This window comes from Bradyrhizobium sp. I71, assembly GCF_022354745.1.
Lineage (GTDB): Bacteria > Pseudomonadota > Alphaproteobacteria > Rhizobiales > Xanthobacteraceae > Bradyrhizobium > Bradyrhizobium liaoningense.
In genome coordinates, this window is the sequence record NZ_CP059398.1 from 7,604,828 (window position 1) to 7,627,681 (window position 22,854).

Here is a 22,854-nt window from a genome sequence, read left to right on the forward strand (position 1 = left end):
AAATCTGGTGCCGCCTCAGGCCTTTGTGGCCGGATAGCGCACGGGGTGGCGGGGCGCAACGGGAACTTGGGCATGACAGGGCTCCCCTGCTCCCGGCGAGGGGGCACAGGCGGTCTCAGCCGTCATGCCCGGGCTTGTCCCGGGCATCCACGTTCTTGGTTTTGCGCGGCAAAGACGTGGATGGCCGGGACAAGCCCGGCCATGACGGAGCATTTACTGCAACGTCGGATCGAGCCGGTCGCGCAGCCAGTCGCCGATCACGGAGACCGCCAACGTGGTGACGACGATCGTGGTGGCCGGGGCCAGCATGATCCAGGGTGCCCGGGTGAGGTACTCGCGGCCATAGCCGACCATGTTGCCGAGGCTGGTCATTGGCGGCTGTACGCCCAGGCCAAGGAAGGACAGCCCGGATTCCATCAGGATCACTTCGGGGAAGACCAGCGTGGTCGAGACGATCAGGGTCGAGGCGATGTTGGGCAGGATATGCCGGAGGTAAATCCGTGACGGCGTCGCCCCCAGCTGGCGCACCGCCGCCGCATAGCCTTGCGCGTTGGCGGAGATGGCGAGGCCGCGCGCGATGCGGGCATAGCGCTCCCAGCCGAACAGGCCCATCAGGCCAATTAGCAGGGGCAGCGAATTGCCGAAGAAGGCGAGCACGGCCAGCGCCATGATCAGGAAAGGCATGCTGGCCTGGAAGTCGGTCAGCATCAGCACGAGTTGCTCCGCGGCCCCGCGGAAATGAGCGGCGAGGAATCCCAGCGTGGTGCCGACGATCGCCGAGATCGCCGTCGCGCCGAAAGCGATCAGCAGCGAGATGCGGATGGAAACCAGCAGCCGCGACAGCACGTCCCGGCCGAGCTCATCGGTGCCGAGCCAATGCGCCGCGTTGCCGGGCGCGGCCAGCCGGTTGCGCAGGTCGAGCTGGGTGAAGCCGTAAGGCGCAATCTTCTCCGCGAATGCCGCGATCAGCAGCATCGCGATGATCCAGGCGACCGCAAGCGCGACGGGGACCGGAATTGCCGGCAGGCTGACACGGCGACGAACGCCAGAGCCCCCTCCGTTCCGATGAAATCGGAACGGGGCTCCAGATTCTAGTTTTGACGCGTTTTCTTTACGCGAACCGGTATCCACTTCGCTTGAAAACGCTTCGGTGTCCTTCAGCGTCGCGTCGGTCATGCGTGGGCTCCTTTCGCGCGCAGCCGCGGGTCGAGGAAGCCGTAGAGGAAGTCGACGATCAGGTTGGACGTCACCATCGTCATCGCGACCAGCAACAGGATGCATTGCACGACCGCGAGATCGCGATTGGCGACCGCGACCACCAGCAGGCGCCCTACCCCCGGCCAGGCGAACACGCTCTCGACCACGACCGCGCCCGCGATCAGCGTGCCCACCATGAAGCCGAGAATGGTGACGGTCGGGATCGCCGCATTCGGCAGCGCATGCGACGTCACCACCCTGCGCCACGGCACACCCTTGGCCGAGGCGGTCCGGATATAGGGCTGGCCGAGCACTTCGAGCATCGCACTGCGGGTGAAGCGCGCCAGCACCGCAGCGCCGCCAAGGCTAAGGGTTGCGATCGGCAGGATGGCGTGGCGCCAGCTGTCCTGCCCGCCAGACGGCAGCCAGCCGAGCTGCACGGCAAAGACGAGCACCAGCAGCAGCGCGAGCACGAAGCTCGGCACCGTGAAGCCGGCGACCGCCGTCATCATCACGGCGCGGTCGATCGTCGAGCCACGATGCAGCGCGGCGTAGATGCCGGCGGGAACGCCGAGCGCGACCTTGAAGAAGAAGGCCGGCAAGGTCAGCGCCAGCGTGGCCGGGATGCGCTCCAGCACGAGCTCGATCGCGGGCCGTCCGTCGCGCATGGAGCGGCCGAGTTCGCCCTTGGCGATGGCGCCGAAGTAATCGAGATACTGGAACCAGATGGGATCATCGAGGCCCCAGGCCTTGCGGAAGGCGGCCAGCACCTCGGGCGGCGCCTCCGGCCCCAGGATCATCAGCGCGGGATCGCCGGAGAGGCGAAGCACGACGAAGGCGAAGGTGACGACGAGCACGATCGTCAGCGCCGCGCGCCCGATCCGAATGGCGAAATAGCGTCCCATCAGGCTGCGTCCCGTGTCGCGGCGCCCGCGACGAGATGACAGGCGACCTGCCTGTTGCCGCCGACGGCCGCGAGTGTCGGCACCTCGCTCGCACAGCGCGCGACGGCGCGCGGGCAGCGCGGGTGGAAGGCGCAGCCGCTCGGCCTTGCCGCCGGGTTCGGCGGATCGCCCGACAGCACGATGCGGCCGGCGCTGCGGCGGCCCGGTGCCGGCGATGCGGAGACCAGCGCCTGGGTGTAGGGATGCTCGGGCCGCGCGAACAGGTCGTCGGCGCTGCCGATCTCGACGATGCGGCCGAGATACATCACGGCAACGACATTGCTGATCTGCCTGACGACGCGCAGATCGTGGCTGATGAACAGCAGCGTCAGCGACAGCCGGGCCTGAAGATCGGCGAGCAGGTTCACCACCTGTGCCTGGATCGAGACGTCGAGCGCGCTGACCGGCTCGTCGCAGACCAGGAAATCAGGTTTGGTGGCGAGCGCCCGCGCCAGCACGATGCGTTGGCGCTGGCCGCCGGACAGTGCGCCGGGATAGCGCGCACCATGCGCCGGCGTCAGCTCGACGGCGCGCAGCAACTCGCGGACGCGCTCCTCGCGCTCGGCGGGCGTGCCGAGGCCATGGATGTCCAGCGGCTCGCGGATTTGCGTCGCCACCGGCAGGCGCCGGTCCAGCGCGCCGAGCGGATCCTGGAAGATCATCTGCATGCGTGCCCGCTGCGCGCGCCAGGCGGCCGTCCCGGCAGCAGCCATCGGCTTGCCCTGGAAGCGCACTTCGCCCTTATCGGGCGGCTCGAGGCCGAGCACGATGCGTCCCGTGGTCGACTTGCCCGAGCCGGACTCGCCGACGAGACCCAGCGTTTCGCCCTTGGCAATCGTGAGCGACACGCCATCGACCGCATGCACGGCCGTGCTGCGGCCGAACATTCCGGAGCGCATGGCGTAGCTGCGCGAGATCGCGGACACCTCGACGAGCGGCGGGCTCATTCAGCCGCGACCCCAAGCAACGCGCGGCGCGAGGCCTCGGCGCGGATGCAGGCGACGCTGCGGTCATCCGCGATCGGCGCCAGGCTGGGAGCGGCAAGGCCGCACGGCTCGGCCGCCAGCGTGCAACGCGGCGCGAAGGCGCAGCCGCTCGGCATGTGCGCCGGATCAGGCACCGTCCCGGGAATGGCGGTGAGACGCCGGCGCGGTCCGTCGAGTGGCGGCAGCGCGCCGATCAGACCCTGCGCATAGGGATGCACGGGATCGGCGAAGAGCTGGTTGCTGGGCGCCTGCTCGACGATGCGGCCAGCATACATCACCGCGACACGGTCGCAATTCTCGGCGACGACGCCGAGATCGTGGCTGATCAGCACCATCGCCATGCCGAGCTCGCGGCGGACCGTCGAGAGCAGCTCCAGGATCTGGGCCTGGATGGTGGCGTCAAGCGCCGTGGTCGGCTCGTCCGCGATCAGGAGATCGGGATTTCCGGCGAGCGCCATCGCGATCATGATGCGCTGGATCTGGCCGCCGGAGAATTCGTGCGGATAGGCTTCGAGCCGCCGCGCCGCGTCGGGAATGCCGACGAGATCGAGCAGCCGTCGCGCTTCCGCTTTCACGGCGTTGCCGGAGAGACCACGATGCAGCGCCAGCGCCTCGCAGAGTTGCTTGCGGATGGTCAGCACCGGGTTGAGCGCGCTCGCCGGATCCTGAAAGATCATGGCAATGCGTCCGCCCCGCACGCGATCGAGCTCGGCGGACGGCGCGCCGAGGATCTCTCGTCCCTCGAGTCGCACCGAGCCGGAGACCTGCGCATGGCGCGGCAGGAGGCCCAGCGCGCCGAGCCATGTGACCGACTTGCCCGACCCGGACTCGCCGACGAGGCCGAGGGCCTCGCCCTTCTCCAAGGTGAGATCGACGCCGCGCAGGACCGGCACGCCGCTGAAGGCGACGCTCAGGCCTGCAATGCTGACCAGCTGCGGCACGTCAGGCCTCGAAATTGCCGGCGCGGAAATCCATCGCGAAGGCGGGAGATGCCTTCCACTTGATCGATTTCGGCTTGGCGGTGAAGGTCGCGTTCTGGTGCAACACCGTGTAGGCGGGGTCTTCGCGCTCGGCGATCTCCAGCATGCGGCGGAACGCCTTCTTGCGCGCGGCGCGGTCGGTCGAGGTCTCCAGGAACTCCGAGAGCTTGTTCAGCTCGACATTGGTCCATTCGCCGATCTGCTGCTGCTGGCCGTTCGGCCCGTGCTGGGCGACCAGCGAGGACACGGGATCGTTGAACGCGGCCGAGTTCGACCAGTCGCGGACGGCACGCGCGGGTCCACGCTCCATGATCTGCGACCAGTTCTCCTTGGTCTCGATCTGCACGTTGAGGCCGACCGACTTCCACATCTCGACCAGGATCTGCGCGGTCGCGACCTGGTTGGTGTAGTAATTGTTGAGCAGACGATAGGGAATCGGGTCGCCCTTGTAATTGGCCTGCTTGAGCAGATCCTGCGCAAGCTTGGGATCATACGCGGGCACGCTCCAGTCGGCATTGAACATGTCGCCGTAGAATTCCCACTGCAGGCCCTTCGGCACGCGGGTGCGGCCGGCCCACAGGCTGTCGACGATGGCCTGGCGGTCGATCGCATGGGTGAACGCGCGCCTCACCAGCGGATTGGCGAGCTGGGCGTGGTTCTTGTCGAACACGGTCAGGCGGTGATTGAGGATGGTGCCGCCCTGCACTTCGAACGCCGAATTCTTCTCGATGCCGGCGATCTGGTCCGGCGGGATGTCGCAGGCGAACTGGTATTCGCCCGACAACAGACCATTGATGCGGCTCGCGACTTCAGGCACTTCGAGGAAGCGGATGCGCTTGAGCGGCGGACGGCCACCCCAATATTCGTCGTGGGCTTCGAGCGTGAGCGAGACGTCGGGCTTGAGCTCGACGACCTTGTAGGGGCCGGTGGTGATCGGCTTGCGCGCCCAGTCGAGATAGCTCGCAGACTCATCCCAGGCGCGGCGGTTCATGATGTCCGAGCCGTAGCGCGACAGCCGGCCCTCGATGGTGACGTCGGGCGTCGCGTTGTAGAAGCGCACGGTGTACTTGTCGACGGCATCGACGCGCACGAGGTCCGGCCAGATGCGGCGGGCGACGGCCGGCACATCCGGCGGCAGCTCCTTGCCCGGCCGCGGCGTCGGGATCTTCTCGAACGCCTTGATGGTGGAGCGGTTCTTGGCCTCGGTCTCGCCGAACATGCGTTCGCGGCTGAAGGTGAAGACGACGTCCTCTGCCGTCAGCTCGTCGCCATTGTGGAATTTGACGCCCTGGCGCAGCTTCAACTCCACGGTCTGATCGTCGATGCGGCGCCATTCGGTGGCAAGGCCGGGCACGGCTTCGAGACTGCCACGCCAGTTCTTGGAGATCAGGCCTTCCCAGACCGAGGAGAAGAATACGCGCTCGCCGACATTGGACTGCTCGCGCAGCACGTCGAGCACGTTCGAGTTGGTGACCTTCTGCACGGCGATCGTGACCGACGGACGGTTGTCGCCTTGCGCGATCGCAAAGCGCGGGAGCAGCAGCGTGCCTGCGGCAACGCCGCCGGATTTCAGGATGCTGCGACGGGTGAGCTTGCTCATGATGATGACCCCTGCCTTTGTGATGACGGTTATTCGGCGAGGCCGAGCGCGGCGAGATGGGCTGCGCCGGCGCGGACGTCGTCGTGATTGCGGAGCTCGAGGATCAACCGCGGATTTGACGTCAGACGGCCAAGGGCGCGGAACACGGCGACCCACGGGATATTGCCTTCGCCCGGCGCCCAGTGCCGGTCGGCAAAGCCGTCGGTGTCCTGGAGGTGCACATGGGTCAGCATGTCACCGGCTGTCTCGACATAGTAGTCGACCGGCGGCGCTCCGGTGGAGACATGCGCGTAGTTGGCGTGCCCGGTGTCGAGCGAGACGCGAACCTTGCTGCTTTCGAGCGCCCTGGCGAGGCGCACGCGGTCGCGCGGATCCTTGTCCTCGATGTTCTCGATGACGATCTCGCAGCCGATGGTTTCAGCGCGCGCAATCACCTCGGCGAGCGTCGCCTTGACGCGCTCGACGATGTTGCCGCGGCTCTCCGGATAGAGATCGAGATTGTTGTGATCCCACGTCGTGAACGGCGAGTGGATCACCATCTGCGTCGCGCCGAGGAACTCGGCGGCATCCAGCCCCTGAAGCAGACGCTTGGTCACCGCCTGGCGGATCATCGGATCGTGGCTGTCGATCTTGAAACCCCAGAACGGCCCGTGGATGCCGAGCCGGCCGGTATGGCCGGAAAGCATCTGCTTGATTTCGCCCGCCGTGCTCCGCCAATCGCTGTCGAGCAGATCGGCGCGGAAGAAATCCTGGATCTCGAGATCGCGCTGCCGTTCGAGAAGCCAGTCGCGATGCGCGGGAATCGATTTGATGGACAATGCGGCGCCCAGCACCGGCTTCGACATGGCTTGCTCCTTGACTGTCGGCGATGACGGGAGCAGCGCTAGACCAGTTCAATGACAGGCCCGTGAATGTGTCTTCGGCGGCGCTGACGAGATGTGGACATCCTGCGCATTGCAAGCAACGATGTTGAGCAGCGGTGCTGCCGTCAATGCAGGCATCTGCAGATTCCCGCAGCAGCAAGTTCAATTGTGTCCGTAGTGATCCGGATTTGAATCCTATTCAGATCTCGCGTACATCGCGCGACATCGATCGGCGGCACTTCAAGAGGCATCACCTTCTGATCGCGCACCTCGGGGTTGGGGGACCACATGGGGCGGGGGATCTAAGGCTGGGGCAAGGTGACGAGGTCCGGACTCCTAGGCACTCCGGACCTCGAAACTTTCGACATCGAACGCAATCGCGCCGCCCGGCTGGTTTCCGCCGGGCGGCGCATTGTCGTTTCAGCGTCGTCGCTGTCAGCGCGTCTGCGGCTCGATCGTCACCGTGCAGTCGCCCTGCCCTTGCGTTGCGACCACGATGTTGCCCGCGGAAGCGCCGAGCGCGATCGGCGCGGACGAGCCGCCGTCGGGCATCTGGACCGTCACGCTCAAGGAATCGGTGCGCGCAGTCGAGCCAACGGTCGAGGGTTCCGCTTGGGCGACATTGCCCGAGGCGTCACGCCGCATGATCTGGCAGTTCAAAGGGCTTCCGCCGGCCGCCGCCATGCTCGACGATGCGTTGCCGCCCATTTGTGCACGCGCCCGCGACGGATCGCGGGGCACCTGGCTGACGATGCGATGCGTCCGGGGCTCGACAATGACCACCTCGTCGTCCGTTGCGAAATATTCGTAGTCCCGATATTCGGGCTCGATCGAGACGATCTCGGGCGGCAGCCGGTGGAGACGCACGCGCGGCGGAATCGTCTCGCCGATCCGGATCGAGATGTTCAGATTGCGCTCCGGCTGCGCGAGGCGTGTCCGGCTCATCGTTTCGGAGATCCGCACCTGCTTCTCGGTCGTCACCTGGGCCTGCTGATTGACCTGCGTGTTGGTCTGGGTGGCCTGATTGGCCTGATTGGTCTGCGTGCCCGATGTGCTGGGCGCGGTCTGCGCATTGTTGGCCGGCGCCGTCCGGCTCGTATCCGTCGCGGTTGCCGGCCGGTTGGTCTGTTGCGCCGGCTGCTGTTGCTCGGCGGCATTGCGCGGCGGCTGAGCCTGGTTGCGCTCGTTCTGGTTGGCCGCAGCTCCCGCGCGCTCGTTCTGCTGAGCAGTTGGGGCGGTCCTGGACTTCTCGGACTCGGCCGTTGATTTCTGCGGCGCTGACTTGTCCTGCTTCGTCTCCGCGCTGCTCTTGCCGCTGTCGCGTCCCGGCTTCGCGCTCTCAGCCTCGCGGTTGCGATCGCGTGAAGGCTCGCGAGACTCTTGTGCCTGATCCTTCGCCTTCGGTTGATCGCGCTCGGAAGCCGCGGCCGGTTGACGCTTGTCGTCGTTGGCACCGCCCTTCTCTTCGCGTCCCGCTCCCTGCAGTCGTTCCTGGGCGCCCTGCACGCGCTCTTGAACGCGCTCTTGAGCGCCTTGGGTCGCTCCACCGCGCTGCGGCGCAGCGCCTTTCGCGGGTTCCTCGGTTCGTTTCGGCTCGTCCCTTCGCTCACCGGGCGCCTGAGCGTAGGCGAATCCGGATGCGAGCATGAGTCCGATGGCCGCAGTCGATAGCATCAAGTGTTTATGCATGGTCCCTCTCCTCAACAATTCGCAACAACAGACGCGAACGTTCTGTCCTTGCGAAGGTTCCTGAGAGTGGGAACGTAGCGTTTCACCAGCGAGCCGATCAGGCCGCGCTCACATCGCATCCTTGAGAGTCAGTCGCGCCGTGAACGTCACGCTGGTCTTGCCGACCAGTGCCATGCCTTCGACGTCCGCACCGCCGGGAAAATAGTCACCGGAAAAGCCGCAGGTGACCTCCCTGCCGCCGAATGCAAGCGTCCTGCCGACCGCTTCGGTGTGCTGGTTGACGGTCATGTCGCCACGCCACTTGCCGTTCCGGAAGGTGTAGCTGCCGGTGTAGTAGAAGTAGCTGTCGCCGCCCATGATGCGGCCCTCGCAAAGCACGACCACGCCTCTCGCCCGCCCGCGCTTGCCATCACGCATCTCGATGTCGAAGATGTAGAGGCCGTTGGTGACCTTGGCCCCCTCACTCGTTTGCGTTCGATCCCCGGCCGACATCAGATCGTCTCCCAACAATGCCGATCGGCCGCGCCGATCAGTTCGGCACGTTCCGTTCGAGATCCTCGAGCCAAGCGGCCGCACTCGAATCCGACGGCGCACGCCAGTCGCCGCGCGGCGACAACGAGCCGCCGGCCGAGACCTTCGGCCCATTCGGCATGGCCGAGCGCTTGAACTGGCTGAACGCGAAGAAGCGGCGCAGAAACACTTCCAGCCAGCGGCGGATCTCCGGCAGATCATAGGCCTTGCGCCGATCATTCGGGAATGCTGGCGGCCACTCGCCCTTGGCAACGTCCTTCCACGCCTGGAAAGCCATGAAGGCGATCTTGGACGGCCGCATGCCGAAGCGCAGCGTGTAGAACAGGTTGAAGTCCTGCAGCTCGTAAGGCCCGACGGACGCTTCCGTGCTCTGCGGTTTCTCGCCGGGCTGCACCGGCACCAGCTCGGGCGATATTTCAGCGGCCAGGATCGAACCAAGCGTCCGGTTGACGTCGTCGCTGAACTGCCTGGATGCGATCACCCAGCGGATCAGGTGCTGGATCAGCGTCTTCGGCACGCCCGCATTGACGTTGTAGTGCGCCATCTGGTCGCCGACACCATAGGTGCACCAGCCCAGCGCGAGCTCGGAGAGATCGCCGGTTCCGATGACGATGCCGCCGTGATGGTTGGCGAGCCGGAACAGGTAATCCGTCCGAAGGCCCGCCTGCACGTTCTCGAAGGTGACGTCGTAAACCTTCTCGCCCTTGCCGAAGGGATGACCGATGTCCTTCAGCATCTGGGTTGCGGTGGTGCGGATGTCGAGCTCCTGCCAGCTCGTCCGCAACGCCTGCATCAGTGCCAGCGCATGGGTCTTGCTCTCACTGCCGGTGGCAAAGCCCGGCATGGTGTAGGCCAGGATGTTCTCGCGTGGCAGGCCGAGCAGATCGATCGCCTTCGCTGCCACGATCAATGCGTGGGTGGAATCGAGGCCGCCGGATACGCCGATCACGACGCGCTTGGTACCGGTCGCGCGCATGCGCTGCACCAGCCCGGCGACCTGGATGTTGTAGGCCTCGTAGCAATCCTGCTCGAGCAGGCTCTCGTCGCTCGGCACGAACGGAAAGCGCTCGACCTTGCGCAGGAAGCCGAGGTCAGCGGCTGGCGGCTTCAGCGCGAATGTCACCTTGCGGAAAAAGGCCTCGCGCTGCCGCCGGTTGTCGTCGAACGTTCCCATCAGCGCGCGTTCCTGCCTGAGCAGGTCGAGATCGACGTCGGCCAGCGTGATCTGGCCGCCCTGGCGGAACCGCTCGCCCTCGGCCAGAAGCACGCCGTTCTCGAAGATCGAGGTCTGGCCGTCCCAGGCGAGATCCGTGGTCGATTCGCCTGCCCCGGCGGCCGCATAGACGTAAGCCGCGAGGCAGCGCGCCGACGTGGATTGGCACAGCAGCGCGCGCGAGCGCGCACGGCCGATCGTGATCGGGCTGCCGGAAAGATTGATCAGGACACTCGCACCCGCGAGCGCGAGCTCCGAAGCCGGCGTCACCGGGATCCACATGTCCTCGCAGATCTCGACGCCGATGGTGAGGCCCGGAACGTCCTCGGCGGCGAACAGGAGATCGACGCCGAACGGGGCGTGCAGGCCGCCGAAGGCGATCGTCTCGCCGGCGATGCCGGCGCCGGAGGCGAAATGCCGTCCCTCGTAGAACTCGCGGTAGGTCGGCAGGTAAGATTTCGGCACCACACCGAGGACGTTGCCGCGATGGATGACGACAGCGCAGTTGTAGATGCGATGACCAAAACGCAGCGGCGCCCCGACGATCAGGACCGTCATCAGCCCCGCGGAAGCCTCAACGATCGCGGCGAGCCCGCGCTCGACGGCATCGAGCAGCGGATCCTGCTTGACCAGGTCCTCGATCGCATAGCCGGACAGGCACAGCTCGGGAAAGACCGCGACCGCCGCCGACTGCTCGTGGCAGGCTTCGGCCGCTGCCAGGACAGCCTTGGCGTTGGCCGTGGGATCGGCGACATGGGACGTGGTGACACAGGCCGCCACGCGCGCAAAGCCGTGAGCGTAGATCGAGTGGAAAGTCATCGAGCGCAGTACCCTTAAATCTCTTCGCTGGCGAAGCCGTTCAGCCCCGGATCCTATGTAGCCCATCGACCGGGTCCCGTGCGAGCCATCCCCCCGGCATGCATAACGGACTTGCAGGGCGGCCCGCCCGGCGCCGGCGAGCTCAGGCGCTGCGGGCGAGCACGCCGGGCAGATCGTCGCGCAGCCACCCGGCGATCCGGGGCCAGACGTGCGCGTGGGTGCGCGCGCCCATGAACAGCCCGAGATGATTGCTCGGCTCTGAAGCCGCCTCAATGAAGGCTGGCGGTGTGCCGACAAGCCCGGCGGTGGCGAGCGCTTGCGCCGCCGGCACCACATCGTCGTCGAGCCCGGCCAGCAGGAAGATCGGCGTCTTGACGTCCTTCAGATGAACCGGGCGGCCGAGCGCGACGAAACGGCCCCCGGCAATCCGGTTCTCCCGGAAAATCCCGTTGACGATCTCGAGATAGTAGGTGCCCGGCAGATTGAGCGTCTCGGCGTTCCAGCGGTCGAAGCGCGCGAGCAGCGCCGTGCCCTGCTCGTCCGAGAGATCCCGCTGCAAAGCCGCGACGATATCGTCGCGGCTCGGCGCCTTGGACCAGAAGTGCAACATCTCCTCGCCGCTGACATTGCCGCCGCCGCGCGAGACGAGCTGGTCGTAGACCAGCTCGGGCGCGTTGCGGGCGAGGCGGGAGAGCGAGGAATCGATCGACAAGTCCACGGGAGCACCGACCAGGACCAGCCGCCGCACCTTGGCTGGAAAGCGCGCCGCATAGAGCAGCGAGAGCCATCCGCCCTGGCAAAGGCCGACGAGATCGACCGGCGCACCGATCTCGTCGATGGCGACGTTGAGGTCGGCGAGATAGCTGTCGATCGAGAGATAGCGCATGCTGGGGGTGGCCGACCGCCAGTCGGTGACATAGACCCTGTCGACACCGCCCTCTTGCAGCGACTGCACCACACTATGGCCTGGCGCGAAATCGGCGATCAGGGCCCGATGCAGCGCATAGGGGGCACAGACCAGCGCCGGCTGGCCGGACCGGGTCCGCGAGCAATCGCGCAGCTGCATCGTTGCGAGCTCCAGGGCAACGCTGTTGGGCGTCGTCCATTGCAGGCTGCTCTCACCCTGCTTCGCGGGTCCGCGCTCCAGCCACCAGAAACAGGCATCCATCGCGAGCTGCGCCGCCGCAAACGGCCACAGCCGTGGATCGTCAGGGGCATGCCCTGGTCCACGTGGCTGTTTGGCGGTCCTCTCCACCATGGCTACCTCGATATCCTCACAGGAACGCCTCGAGGCTGACGACAGTGATCCCGAGGTCCCTGAAACTTTGATGGGTCGCGGCCACCGAGCCGTCGAGATCGATGCCACGGCAGGCATCCTCGATGACGGCCACCTCCAACCCCGCCTTACGCGCATCCTCCGCCGAGAAGCGGACGCAGAAGTCCAGCGCCAGACCGGCGACAAAGACGGTCTTCAGCTCGCGTTCGCGCAAATAGCCAAGCAGTCCGGTCGGCGTCCGATGGTCGTTCTCGAACAGAGCCGAATAGGAATCGATGCCACGGCGAAAGCCCTTGCGCACCACGAGGGCTGCCCGCGTCAGGTCGAGATCGCGATGAAATTCAGCGCCCGCCGTGCCTTGCACGCAATGCGCCGGCCATAGCACCTGCGTGCCGTAGTCGAGCTCGATGGCCTGGAACGGCTGCTTGCCCGCATGATTCGACGCGAACGAGACGTGGTCGCTCGGATGCCAGTCCTGGGTCAGCACCACATTGGCGAATTTCTGGGCGATCCGGTTGATGGCAGGGACGACCTTCTCGCCACTGGGAACGGCGAGCGCTCCGCCGGTACAGAAGTCGTTCTGTACGTCGATCACCAGCAACACGTCGCGGTCGGAAATCTTCATTGCAAGGCCCCATTCGATCCGCCCGGCGTCTGGCGCCGGACGCTTCCCAATGTCGATCTTCCGGCGCAGCTTAGCAACCACCGACCGCGCGCGGCGATACCGCGCTGACGGCTAGGATTTGCCCAGAATGCAACGGTTTGACCTTGTCCGTGTTGACTAGGAACAACCAAGCGAGGATTCTCAGACCGTCCGCGGTTTGCGGATCGGATCAGGAACGGAGGCGAAGGTTCCCGAGGGCCGCAAGGCCGCGGAAGCCGCAGGGCTATGGGCATCGGCAAGACAGGAACCATTCTTCTCGCCGATATCGGCGGCACCAATGCGCGCTTCGCGCTGAACCGGAACAATCAGACCGGACCGATCGACTACGTGAAGGTCGCCGACTTCCCGACCGTACGGGAAGCCATCGCGGATGTCCTGGCGCGGCGGTCAAGCGGCGAGCAGCCCCAAAGAGCGGTGCTTGCCGTGGCCGGTCCCGTCACCAACAACCGCTGCGTCATGACCAACAGTCCCTGGGTCATCGACGGCAACGAGTTGCAGCCTGCGCTCGGCTTCGACAGCGTGCACGTGCTGAACGACTTCGAGGTGGTGGCCTGGTCCCTGCCCGCCTTGCAGCCTGCCGATCTGATCCCGCTCGGCGGAGGCGATGGCCTGCCCGGAGAGCCGTTGCTGGTCGTCGGGCCCGGAACTGGCTTTGGTGTGTCTTGTCTAATCGAACGCCATGGTTCGCGACTGGCCGTCGTCACTGAGGCCGGGCACGCGACCCTGCCGGCGGAGAACGAGCGCGAGGAACGCGTGATCGCCAGCTTGCGCCGGCGCCTCGGCCATGTCTCCATCGAGCGTGGCGCGCTCTCGGGTTCCGGACTGCAGAACCTCTATGAAGCCTTGGGCGAGATCGATGGCGTCCAGGTGCCGCATCGCGATGCCGCCGCCATCACCAAGGCTGCGCTGGAGGGCAGCTGTCCCGTCAGCCGCGCCACGCTGGAGATGTTTTGCGCCATCCTTGGCTCGGTTGCCGGCAATCTCGCGGTGACCTTCGGCGCGCGCGGCGGCGTCTATATCGCCGGCGGAATCGTGCCGCGTTTTCGCGAGTTCCTCGCGGCCTCCGCGTTCCGGGCGCGCTTTGAAGCGAAGGGACGTTTCCAGGACTATCTGCGCGACATCCCGACCAGGCTGGTGATCAAGCCCGATGCGAGCTTCGTCGGCCTGAAGATGTTTGCCGACCACACTGCGGATTGACGGACGATCACGCTCCGCTGCTGGCGTGTTCCAGCAATTCACAGATGATTCAGCACGCGCCCGGTTCCAGGCAGGAACGCGCTTGCGTGCATGTTTCAGATGCGAAACAATCTCCCCGTGTGTGGCGTAGTTGCGGGGGCGTGACATGCGTAAGCAGGATCTGGGTTTCGACTATCACCGCTATCACCGTCTGCTGAGCGAAGCGGACAGCGAAGACAAGCGGTTGGCCCTGATCGAACTCCTGATCGAGGAAAAGGCGCGCGACCGGCTGGCTGCTCAGCGCGCGTCGGATCGCGCTGCCATGACGGCCCACACCATTGCCAAGGTGCTGAGGAACGGTCGCAGCTGAACCGGCTAAATCCCTTGCGGCCGCGCAGGTCGGGCGTGATCGGTCAGCCTGGACTTTTGGTTGACGGCCCGGGAAACATCGAATCGATCATCGCCTTGAGCTGATCCATTGCGATCGGCTTGCGCAGGATCGGCCTGCGCCGGAGCAAGGACGGCAGCAGTTCCGGGCCGTAGCCTGTGGCGAACAGAAACGGTTTTCCGCGACGTTCGATCAGGTCGGCGACGGGATCGACGTAGACGCCCATGAGATTGATGTCGAGGATGGCCATGTCGTATTGCGCGGTCATGGCAAAGGCGCTGGCGTCGCGCACATTGTCCGCTTCCGCGACGACGTGGTGGCCGAGTTCCGCCACCATGTCGGCCATCATCATCCGGATCAACGCCTCGTCTTCGACCAGGAAAACGGAGAGTCCGTCCGCCATATCACCCCCGCAGTCAGCTTACAAAGCTAACCATAACCGAATTGCGGGGAGGATTCACGAATTCGTGGCGGGCGCCGTTAATTCAGATGCGCCCGAACCGATTCAACTTGATCAGTCCAGTCCACGCTCGTGACTGAGGCGCACCATCTCCTGAATGAAGGCCTGCTTCTGCTTGTCGTCGAGGCTCGAATAGAGCGGCTCGGCGGCGTCGGCAACGTTGCGCTGGTCGGCGGCGCGATCAATCAGGAACTGGGCCTCGTTGCGCATCTGCTCGATGATGTCGTCGGGCGGATCCCGCTTGGCGCGCGCCACCCTCAGGTTGAGCCGCTCTGCACCATTATGCCCGAGGTAGTGCATCGCGCTCGAGAAGCCGTACCAGTGCTTCTCCTGGTCCGGCGTGAGGTTCAGCTGGGTCTTGATCCGCTCGATGTAGGAATCGCTGTTGGCGACGATCTGTTCGGCGGTCAGTTGCGGCGTGCCGGGCTGGGTGAGAACCGTGACGTCCTTGTTGCCCTTGTCCTGCGGCGCGTTCTTCGCCTCTTTGGTCGCCTTGGCGCTCTTGCCCGGCTTGGCGCTCTTGGCATCCTTGTCCTTGGCTGCGCCTTGCTGCTTGGCGTCCTTGCTGGACTCCCTGGCGGTTGGCGGAGGACTACCGCTGTTGTTGCCGACACCGAGCACGCCCGTGAAGACCCCAACCACGCCGCCGATTGCGCCGCCGAGCACGCCACCGACCGGACCTGCCGCCTTGTTCCCGGCCGCAGCGCCTTCCTGAACGCCTTTGACCAATCCCTGAGCATTCGCCCAAGTCGCTGCGCCGAACAACAGCGCGAGCATGGACCCCAGCGCGAGCCATCGTCGCAGGTAAGGCCGCGCTGGCGGCGCCGCATTGATCATTCTCGTCTCCATCGTCGATCCAATTGGCCTTGGCGGGCGGAAGCAAACCACCAGCTGAACTCTATCGTTTCCAACGCTTCGCGGTCCAGACACAGCCGAGTGCTGTCCACGCCGGAAAAGTCTGTCGCGCGAAGCGGTTATGCAGGCTCATTCGAAACTGCGGCTTAATTGCGCAATGGATCGTTCCGGGTTGGTCTGTGCGCAGTGTGCGTCGCAAAATTTGCGTTCGCGGTTCACATTCGACGCATGGCCCTGCACGCAGCGACGCGCGTCCTGGGCACAACATTAGTTTTAGACGAGGAGCCGCTCGGCTTTCTCGACAGACGCCATCAATCATGATCTGATCGCGCTACCAATTTGCTCCGGGCGGCGTGAATTGTCACGTCGGCCGCCGGCATCAATAAGAAAATTCGAGAACAAGAAACTCAAAAGTCTTTCAGAGGAAACTCCAACAACAACACCCAGGCGAGGAAACGAGATGTCACGCAAGACACTGACGCGACGTCAATTTGTGGCTGCTACTGCAATGTCCTCCGCGGCGCTGATCACGGCGCCCTACGTCCGGGGCGCTTACGCCGCCGGCAAGCTCTCGATCGGATTCTGGGACCATTGGGTTCCGGGCGCCAACAAGGCCTCGACCGATCTGGTCAACGAATGGGCCGCGAAGGAGAAGGTCGAAGTCTCGATCGACTACATCACCAGCAACAACAAGAAGCTCGAGCTGACGGTCGCCGCCGAAGCGCAGGCGAAATCCGGCCACGATATTCTGCAGATGCCGACCTGGTGGCCGCATGCCTATGCGGACAACCTCGAGCCGGTCAATGACGTGATGGAGCCGATCATCAAGCAGAACGGCGAGGTCAACGACACGGTCAAATATCTGGGCCAGGCCGGCGGCAAATGGCTGGCCGTCCCGGCAACCGTCGGCAGCCAGATCAAGGGCCCATGCTCACGGATCGACCTGATGAAGAAGCATGCCGGCATCGACGTGCAGGAGATGTACCCGGTCGGCGCACCGCCAAAGGTGGACAATTGGACGATGGAGACCTTCCTGAAGGCGGCCGAGGCCTGCCACAAGGCCGGCTTTGCGTTCGGCATCGGCCTCGGCGAGACCACCGACAGCGTCGACACCGCCGGCGCCATCTTCAGCTCTTTCGGTGCGGACCTCGTCAATGCCAAGGGCGACGTCACGGTGAAGACCGATGCGGTTCGTCAGGCGCTCGAGTTCTACAAGAAGCTGATTGCCGTCCTGCCGACTGACGCGGCGTCGTGGGACGATGCGTCCAACAACAAATGGCTGATCTCGGGCCGCGGGGCGATGATCCTGAACCCGCCGAGTTCCTGGGCGGTCGCCAAGCGCGACGCACCGCAAGTGGCCGAGCAATGCTGGACCCACGGCTTTCCGTCCGGGCCGAAAGGGCGTTTCGCACCCTTCCTGCCGTACTTCTGGGGCGTCTGGAGCTTCGGCAAGAACAAGGAGGCCGCCAAGAGCCTGCTCGTTCATCTGTCGCAGCCGTCATCGATCGAGAAATTCGTCGCGGCGAGCGGCGGCTACGATCTTCCGGCCTTCGCCAACATGACGAAGCTCAAGACCTGGGCCGAGGAAGGGCCGCCGAAGGGCACGCTCTTTCACTATCCCGATCCCTACAAGCACCAGACGATGTCGATCGCGGCGGCTCCGGCACCGCCGAAGATCGCACAGCAGATCTACTCGCAGGCGACGCTGACCAAATTGGCGCTGCGTTATGCGAGGGGCGAGACGATGGAGCAGGCGCTCGCCTGGGCCGAAGGCGAGTGCGAAGGCTTCATGCGGAGCTGATGCCCGTGCGCATCGGCGGCTCACATCCTTGGGTGTGAGCCGCCGATGATTCCGCCCGTCCCGTTGTCGGGGGAAGGCGACCGTTGCGGCCGGCTTCCCCGTTGAATCTTCCGTAAGAAAGTCTGACCATGGCCGATGTCGTCGTTGAGCAGGGTCGCTCCGTCCGCGCCGCGAGCCCGCGCAAACGCACCAGCTTGCACAACGCGCTCAGGCGGAAGTCGACGGTGGCGTTCTTCCTGACGCTTCCGCTGATTCTCCTGATCGCGCTGCTGGTGCTCTATCCCGCCTTCTACTCCGTGCATCTCGCGACGCTGAACAAGTCGATGCAGAAGTTCGTCGGCCTGAGCAACTTCACTTTCCTGTTCAAGCGCGACACGTTCTGGATGGTCGTGAGGCAGTCATGCATCTTCGCGATCACCGCGGTGTTCTTCAAAGCGTTGCTGGGCTTCATCGTCGCTCATTTCGTCCACAACCTGCCGGCCAAGGGCCAGCGCAAATGGCGCGGCATGCTGCTGGTACCGTGGGTGATCCCGCCGGCGATGAGCACGCTGGCCTGGCTGTGGCTGTTCGACCCCTCCTACAGCGCCTTCAACTACACGCTGTCGTTCTTCGGCATCGGCCCGATCCCGTGGCTCGGTGATACCTTCTGGGCGCGCTTTTCCGTCATCCTGGTCAACGTCTGGTACGGCGCACCGTTCTTCATGATCATGTACCTGGCGGCGCTGAAATCCGTGCCGGACCAGCTCTACGAGGCGGCCGCCATCGACGGCGCCAATTGGTGGCAGCGGATCTGGTACGTGACGTTGCCGATGATGCGCAACATCATCGCCATCACGACGCTGTTCTCGTTGATCGTGACCTTCGCCAATTTCGACATCGTGCGCATCCTGACCTCGGGCGGCCCGCTGGACTCCACGCATATATTCGCGACCTGGGCGTTCCAGGTCGGCATCCAGAGCAGCGATATTCCGCTCGGCGCCTGCGTCTCGCTGTTCATGGTGCCGATCCTCGCAGTCGCGGCAATCTTCATTCTGCGCGACGTCAACAAACGTGGGAACGAAGCCTGATGAGCACGCTTGCAATCGACAAGGGCGGCCCCACGCGCAAGGTCAAATACCGGAGCATGAGCCGGGATCGCACCTGGGCGCTGCGCTGGTCCTACTTCTTCCTGGTGCTGTTCGCGATATTCTCGCTCACTCCGCCGATCTACATGCTGATCACCTCGCTCAAGAGCAGCGCGGAGATTTCGGCGGCGACCAATCCCTGGTGGGTGTTTCATCCCACCCTCTCCAACTACGTCGAGCTTCTGACCTCGAACCAGTTTCTGCGCTTCTTCTGGAATTCCGCCATCGTCTCCATAGTGGTCGTGATGGTCACCATGCTGATCAGCATTCCCGCGGCATTCGCGCTGGCGCGGATGAAGTTCTGGGGCTCGACGACGCTCGCGACCGGCGTGTTCCTCACCTACCTCATCCCGGACAGCCTCCTCTTCATTCCGCTGTTCAAGATGCTCGCGGTGGTCCAGGACCTGACCGGCATCACGCTGCTCAACCGATGGTACGTGCTGCTGTTCATCTATCCGACGCTGACCGTGCCGTTCTGCACCTGGATCATGATCGGCTATTTCGCATCCATCCCGAAGGAGCTGGACGAGGCCGCCCTCATCGACGGCGCCTCCTGGCTGCAGACCCTGACGCGGATATTCATCCCGGTCGCCCTGCCCGGGCTGATCGCAGCGACCATCTTCGCCTTCACCGTGTCCTGGGCGCAGTTCCTCTATCCCCTGGTGTTCACGACGTCGGTCGATCAGCTCGTGCTGCCGGTCGGCATCACCACCACGCTCATCAAGGGCGACGTCTTCAACTGGGGGCAGATCATGACCGGCGCGCTGCTGGGCGCTGCGCCGCCGCTGATCATCTACGCCTTCCTGATGGACTATTACATTGCCGGCCTGACCGCCGGCGCGACAAAGGGTTGATGGCTCATGGCTGAAGTTGCTTTGCGGAAGGTAGTCAAGCGTTACGACGATGTCGAAGCCGTGCGCGGCATCGATCTCGATATCGCCGACCACGAGTTCATCGTGCTGGTCGGCCCCTCCGGCTGCGGCAAGTCGACGACGCTGCGCATGATCGCAGGCCTCGAGGACATCAGCGACGGCGACATCATGATCGGCGGCGACGTCGTCAACGACGTGCCGCCAAAGGACCGCGACATCGCGATGGTGTTCCAGAATTACGCGCTCTATCCGCACATGACGGTCGCCGAGAACATGTCGTTCGGGCTGCGCCTGAAGCACTACCCCAAGGCCGAGATCAAGGCACGGGTGACGGAGGCCGCCCGCCTCCTCGACATCACCGACCTGATCGACCGCAAGCCGAAGCAGCTCTCCGGCGGCCAGCGCCAGCGCGTCGCGATGGGCCGGGCCATCGTACGTAACCCGAAGGTGTTCCTGTTCGACGAGCCGCTGTCCAATCTCGACGCCAAGCTCCGCGTGCAGATGCGGATCGAGATCAAGAAAGTGCACCAGAAGGTGCGCACCACCACGGTCTACGTCACCCACGACCAGGTCGAGGCGATGACGCTGGCCGATCGCGTGGTGGTGATGAACAAGGGCCGGATCGAGCAGATCGGCACGCCGAACGAGCTCTACCACAAGCCGGCGACGCGCTTCGTCGCGGGCTTCATCGGCTCGCCGGCGATGAACTTCATCCCGTGCCGGCTCGAGGATGTCGGCGGCACGCTCCAGATCCGCCTCACCGACCGCATCGCCTTCCCGCTGCCGCCGGCCCGCGCCGCGCGTTACAATTCGCTGCCGCGCACCGACAAGCTGCTGCTGGGCCTCCGGCCCGAGCATCTTACCGAGTCGCATGCGCATCTGGAGCCCGGCGTCGAGACCTTCGACACCGTGCTCGACGTCACCGAGCCGATGGGAATGGAGACGCTGGTGTATTTCGGGCTCGAAGGCACGCCGGTCTGCGGCCGCGTCAATCCCAATGCCGGCGCCAAGGACGGGGCACCCATGCGCCTGGCGATGGACCTCAACAACATGCACCTGCTAAATGAGGAAACCGGCGTCGTGTTGTGACGCCGCGATCCAAGAAACGCAGGCAGGGGAGCGATGGCGACCAACAAGAAGAAGATATTCGTTACACAAACTTTGTCGCAAGGGGCACGCGCCCTCCTCACCCGGCGGGACGATATCGAGCTCGTCGAGTTTGCGAACCTGATCTCGGCGAAAGACTTCGAGGCCTTGTTGAAGAGCCATGCCCCCGTCCACGGCGTGGCCCTCGGCGCCACCGCCTTCGGAGAGACCGAGCTCGAAGCCGCCAGGGACATGAAGGTGGTGACCCGGATCGGCGTCGGCTACGACGCCGTCGACGTGCCCGCCCTCTCCCGCCGCAAGGTGCCGCTGATGGTCGCGGGCAGCGCGAACTCGCCCTCGGTCGCGGAAGCGGCGCTGTTCATGATGCTGACGCTGGCCAAGCGTGCGCAGGAGATGCACGCCTGTGTCAGGGACGGCAAATGGGCCGACCGGCTCGGCATGCTGCCGTTCGATCTCTACGGCAAGACCGTCCTGATCATCGGCTTCGGCCGCATCGGCAGTCGCACCGCCAAGCGCTGCCTGGCGATGGAAATGAAGGTGCAGGTCTACGATCCCTTCAAGGACGCCGCCGAGATCAAGGCGGCAGGATGCGAGCCGGTGCCTGACCTCGACGCCGCGCTGCCCAACGCCGATTTCGTCACCATCCACTGCCCGAAGACGCCGGAAACCGTCGGCCTGTTCGATGCGGCGCGGATCGGCCGGATGAAGCCGAAGTCCTACCTCATCAACACCGCACGCGGCGGCATCGTGAAGGAGGCTGCGCTGTACGACGCCCTGGTCTCCGGCAAGCTCGCCGGCGCCGGCATCGACGTGTTCGAGGTGGAGCCGCCGCCGGTCAGCAACGCGCTGTTCGCGCTGCCCAACGTCATCGTCGCCCCGCATGTCGCCGGCGTGACGGTCGAGGCCGTCCAGCGCATGAGCGAGCAGACCGCGCGCAACATCCTGAGTGTGCTCGACGGCGATCCGATCAGGCAGAACGTGATCAACCAGGACGTGCTGGGCTGAGCCGAACTCCGGGGCGGGCGTCGGATGCGCCCGCCTTCGGAGTGCCAGAAAGCGTCCCATTTTGGTGCAGATCGAGCCCCAACTCAGCCTTAATCAAACGCGCGTAATAAGACCCGCCGCGGCGGCAGTGGGACAGACTGGCCGGCCGCGTCGAGCTGGAGGATGAGCCCTTGTCAGAGATCGACCCGACCGACCACGCGCTCGCGACCATCGCCAGCATCCTGGAGCACCCCGAGCCCGTCCTCGTCGTTCGTGAGACCGAGACCATCCGGGAGACCGAGATCGTCGTCGTCGGTGAGCAGCCGTCGGTCGAAGAACATCATGCTGTCGACGAGCATCCGATGATCGACGAGCAGCCGCTGGTGCCGGAACACACCGATGCGGATGGCTACAGCAAGGTTGGCCCCGGTCCGATGGTCGCGATCCGCCTCAAATGGACGGTCCATCGCGGCGATGACGGCCAGTTCTACGTCCACGAGACCATCGGCGAGCAATCCGCCCCCGTGGTCAGCGGCCCGATGACGAGCGAGGCCGCCGTGCGCTTCGTTGACGAACGGGAGGACGAGTCACATCGTCGCTTCGAAGAGCTGCGCAGCGAGATCGCCGGCCGAAGCTCGCTCGCCGACTACGAGCGCAAGGGCGAAGCGTAAAGCTGCACCGGAGGTCGCCGTGCACCTCTCCCGTAGGGAGAGGTGCACACCGAGCCCCGCCAACTACTTCCTGCCGAGATAATCCTTCTTCACCAGCTCGACGCCGGCGTGCCGCAACAGGTCGTAGGCGGTGGTGACGTGAAAGAAGAACTGTGGGACGCTGAACGTCAGCAGCAGCGTCCGCCCGGTGAAGGGCAGCTCGGTCCCGTTCTTCAACCTGAAGAAGACATTCCGTTCCGCAGCCGCATCGATCTCCGCGCGCGGCAGGCTTTCGATGAACTCGATGGACGTTGCGATGCGCGCCTGAAGCCCGGCCATGTCGTGCTCGAGGGCCGGCAGCGCCACCGGCTCGCACTGCGCCAGCAAGGCGGGCGCGACCACCGCGTGCCGGCAGGCTTCGCCGACCTGCTGCGCCAGATCGTACATGTTCGGCGCAAGGCGCATGCCGAGCAGAACCGTCGGATTGAACTTGCGGGCCTCCGCATCAGCGACGCCCTTGTCGAGCAGCGCGGACAGGTTGCGCAAATAAGGCACGAAGAGGCCGACTGAGGCCTCGTACATCGAGATCGTCACCTCTGGATTCCCTTCAATTCTGCCTCGCCACCGAGGGGCATCTGGTCTAAATCCACCGCTCAAGGGCTGCACAATGACAGC

At 65.0% G+C, this 22,854-nt stretch carries 22 protein-coding genes; 8 read left to right on the forward strand and 14 right to left on the reverse strand.

All coding sequences use genetic code 11. The annotated features are described in order from the left end of the window. Window positions 1-213 precede the first annotated feature (213 nt). From FJV43_RS36055 to pncA, 11 genes are all read right to left on the reverse strand, one after another. Window positions 214-1,176: an ABC transporter permease gene (locus FJV43_RS36055; protein ID WP_239623632.1), complete on the reverse strand. Its 963-nt coding sequence runs from the start codon at window positions 1,174-1,176 to the stop codon at window positions 214-216. Continuing rightward, on the reverse strand, window positions 1,173-2,102 hold the full coding sequence (locus FJV43_RS36060; protein ID WP_239623633.1) for an ABC transporter permease: 930 nt from the start codon (window positions 2,100-2,102) through the stop codon (window positions 1,173-1,175). Before FJV43_RS36060 ends, FJV43_RS36055 begins: the two co-directional genes overlap by 4 nt. After that, window positions 2,102-3,088 (reverse strand): ABC transporter ATP-binding protein, encoded by a 987-nt coding sequence (locus FJV43_RS36065; protein ID WP_239623634.1) that lies wholly within the window; start codon window positions 3,086-3,088, stop codon window positions 2,102-2,104. Before FJV43_RS36065 ends, FJV43_RS36060 begins: the two co-directional genes overlap by 1 nt. Then, window positions 3,085-4,068 carry an ABC transporter ATP-binding protein gene (locus tag FJV43_RS36070; RefSeq protein WP_239623635.1) on the reverse strand — a complete coding sequence of 328 codons (984 nt, stop codon included), beginning with the start codon at window positions 4,066-4,068 and terminating at the stop codon, window positions 3,085-3,087. The genes FJV43_RS36065 and FJV43_RS36070 overlap by 4 nt, the downstream gene beginning before the upstream one ends. A 1-nt stretch (window position 4,069) precedes the next feature. Continuing rightward, entirely contained in the window at window positions 4,070-5,707 is a 1,638-nt protein-coding gene (locus tag FJV43_RS36075) for an ABC transporter substrate-binding protein (RefSeq protein WP_239623636.1), read from the reverse strand. Window positions 5,708-5,736: 29 nt separating this feature from the next. Beyond that, window positions 5,737-6,552, reverse strand: a complete 816-nt coding sequence (locus FJV43_RS36080) for a sugar phosphate isomerase/epimerase family protein (RefSeq protein ID WP_239623637.1) — start codon at window positions 6,550-6,552, stop codon at window positions 5,737-5,739. Window positions 6,553-7,005: 453 nt separating this feature from the next. Beyond that, window positions 7,006-8,076: a DUF1236 domain-containing protein gene (locus FJV43_RS36085; protein ID WP_239623638.1), complete on the reverse strand. Its 1,071-nt coding sequence runs from the start codon at window positions 8,074-8,076 to the stop codon at window positions 7,006-7,008. Window positions 8,077-8,367: 291 nt separating this feature from the next. Further along, window positions 8,368-8,751: a GrlR family regulatory protein gene (locus tag FJV43_RS36090; RefSeq protein WP_239623639.1), complete on the reverse strand. Its 384-nt coding sequence runs from the start codon at window positions 8,749-8,751 to the stop codon at window positions 8,368-8,370. A 37-nt stretch (window positions 8,752-8,788) separates the two neighbouring features. Beyond that, the gene (locus FJV43_RS36095) at window positions 8,789-10,822 is read right to left on the reverse strand and encodes an NAD(+) synthase (protein WP_239623640.1); all 2,034 of its coding nucleotides are present in this window, start codon (window positions 10,820-10,822) and stop codon (window positions 8,789-8,791) included. A gap of 142 nt (window positions 10,823-10,964) precedes the next feature. Further along, complete coding sequence (locus FJV43_RS36100) at window positions 10,965-12,080, reverse strand: alpha/beta fold hydrolase (protein ID WP_239623641.1); 1,116 nt, start codon at window positions 12,078-12,080, stop codon at window positions 10,965-10,967. Between the two features lie 16 nt (window positions 12,081-12,096). Beyond that, on the reverse strand, window positions 12,097-12,723 hold the full coding sequence (pncA, locus tag FJV43_RS36105; protein ID WP_239623642.1) for a bifunctional nicotinamidase/pyrazinamidase: 627 nt from the start codon (window positions 12,721-12,723) through the stop codon (window positions 12,097-12,099). A gap of 264 nt (window positions 12,724-12,987) precedes the next feature. Between pncA and glk the strand changes: the two genes are divergently transcribed. Continuing rightward, the gene (gene glk, locus FJV43_RS36110) at window positions 12,988-13,959 is read left to right on the forward strand and encodes a glucokinase (protein ID WP_239623643.1); all 972 of its coding nucleotides are present in this window, start codon (window positions 12,988-12,990) and stop codon (window positions 13,957-13,959) included. Window positions 13,960-14,104: 145 nt separating this feature from the next. Continuing rightward, the gene (locus tag FJV43_RS36115; protein ID WP_239623644.1) at window positions 14,105-14,308 is read left to right on the forward strand and encodes a hypothetical protein; all 204 of its coding nucleotides are present in this window, start codon (window positions 14,105-14,107) and stop codon (window positions 14,306-14,308) included. A 43-nt stretch (window positions 14,309-14,351) separates the two neighbouring features. Here FJV43_RS36115 and FJV43_RS36120 read toward each other — a convergent pair whose 3' ends face one another. Both FJV43_RS36120 and FJV43_RS36125 read right to left on the reverse strand, forming a co-directional pair. Next, on the reverse strand, window positions 14,352-14,729 hold the full coding sequence (locus tag FJV43_RS36120; RefSeq protein WP_239623645.1) for a response regulator: 378 nt from the start codon (window positions 14,727-14,729) through the stop codon (window positions 14,352-14,354). Window positions 14,730-14,840: 111 nt separating this feature from the next. Beyond that, complete coding sequence (locus FJV43_RS36125; protein ID WP_239623646.1) at window positions 14,841-15,623, reverse strand: Spy/CpxP family protein refolding chaperone; 783 nt, start codon at window positions 15,621-15,623, stop codon at window positions 14,841-14,843. Between the two features lie 478 nt (window positions 15,624-16,101). Here FJV43_RS36125 and FJV43_RS36130 point away from each other — a divergent pair, with 478 nt between their 5' ends. The 6 genes from FJV43_RS36130 (at window position 16,102) to FJV43_RS36155 (ending at window position 22,200) form a co-directional block, all read left to right on the forward strand. Beyond that, window positions 16,102-17,442, forward strand: coding sequence for an extracellular solute-binding protein (locus FJV43_RS36130; RefSeq protein ID WP_239623647.1), 1,341 nt, complete (start codon window positions 16,102-16,104; stop codon window positions 17,440-17,442). A 128-nt stretch (window positions 17,443-17,570) separates the two neighbouring features. Continuing rightward, window positions 17,571-18,509 carry a sugar ABC transporter permease gene (locus tag FJV43_RS36135; RefSeq protein ID WP_239623648.1) on the forward strand — a complete coding sequence of 313 codons (939 nt, stop codon included), beginning with the start codon at window positions 17,571-17,573 and terminating at the stop codon, window positions 18,507-18,509. Beyond that, window positions 18,509-19,420 carry a carbohydrate ABC transporter permease gene (locus tag FJV43_RS36140; RefSeq protein ID WP_028179734.1) on the forward strand — a complete coding sequence of 304 codons (912 nt, stop codon included), beginning with the start codon at window positions 18,509-18,511 and terminating at the stop codon, window positions 19,418-19,420. Before FJV43_RS36135 ends, FJV43_RS36140 begins: the two co-directional genes overlap by 1 nt. A 6-nt stretch (window positions 19,421-19,426) precedes the next feature. Then, window positions 19,427-20,527 (forward strand): sn-glycerol-3-phosphate ABC transporter ATP-binding protein UgpC, encoded by a 1,101-nt coding sequence (gene ugpC / locus FJV43_RS36145; RefSeq protein ID WP_239623649.1) that lies wholly within the window; start codon window positions 19,427-19,429, stop codon window positions 20,525-20,527. Between the two features lie 33 nt (window positions 20,528-20,560). Further along, entirely contained in the window at window positions 20,561-21,550 is a 990-nt protein-coding gene (locus tag FJV43_RS36150; protein ID WP_239623650.1) for a hydroxyacid dehydrogenase, read from the forward strand. A 170-nt stretch (window positions 21,551-21,720) separates the two neighbouring features. Further along, window positions 21,721-22,200, forward strand: coding sequence for a hypothetical protein (locus FJV43_RS36155; protein ID WP_239623651.1), 480 nt, complete (start codon window positions 21,721-21,723; stop codon window positions 22,198-22,200). A 63-nt stretch (window positions 22,201-22,263) separates the two neighbouring features. Here the strand turns inward: FJV43_RS36155 and FJV43_RS36160 are convergent, their stop codons facing one another. Then, window positions 22,264-22,761: a DUF1993 domain-containing protein gene (locus tag FJV43_RS36160; RefSeq protein ID WP_239629769.1), complete on the reverse strand. Its 498-nt coding sequence runs from the start codon at window positions 22,759-22,761 to the stop codon at window positions 22,264-22,266. Window positions 22,762-22,854: the final 93 nt, after the last annotated feature.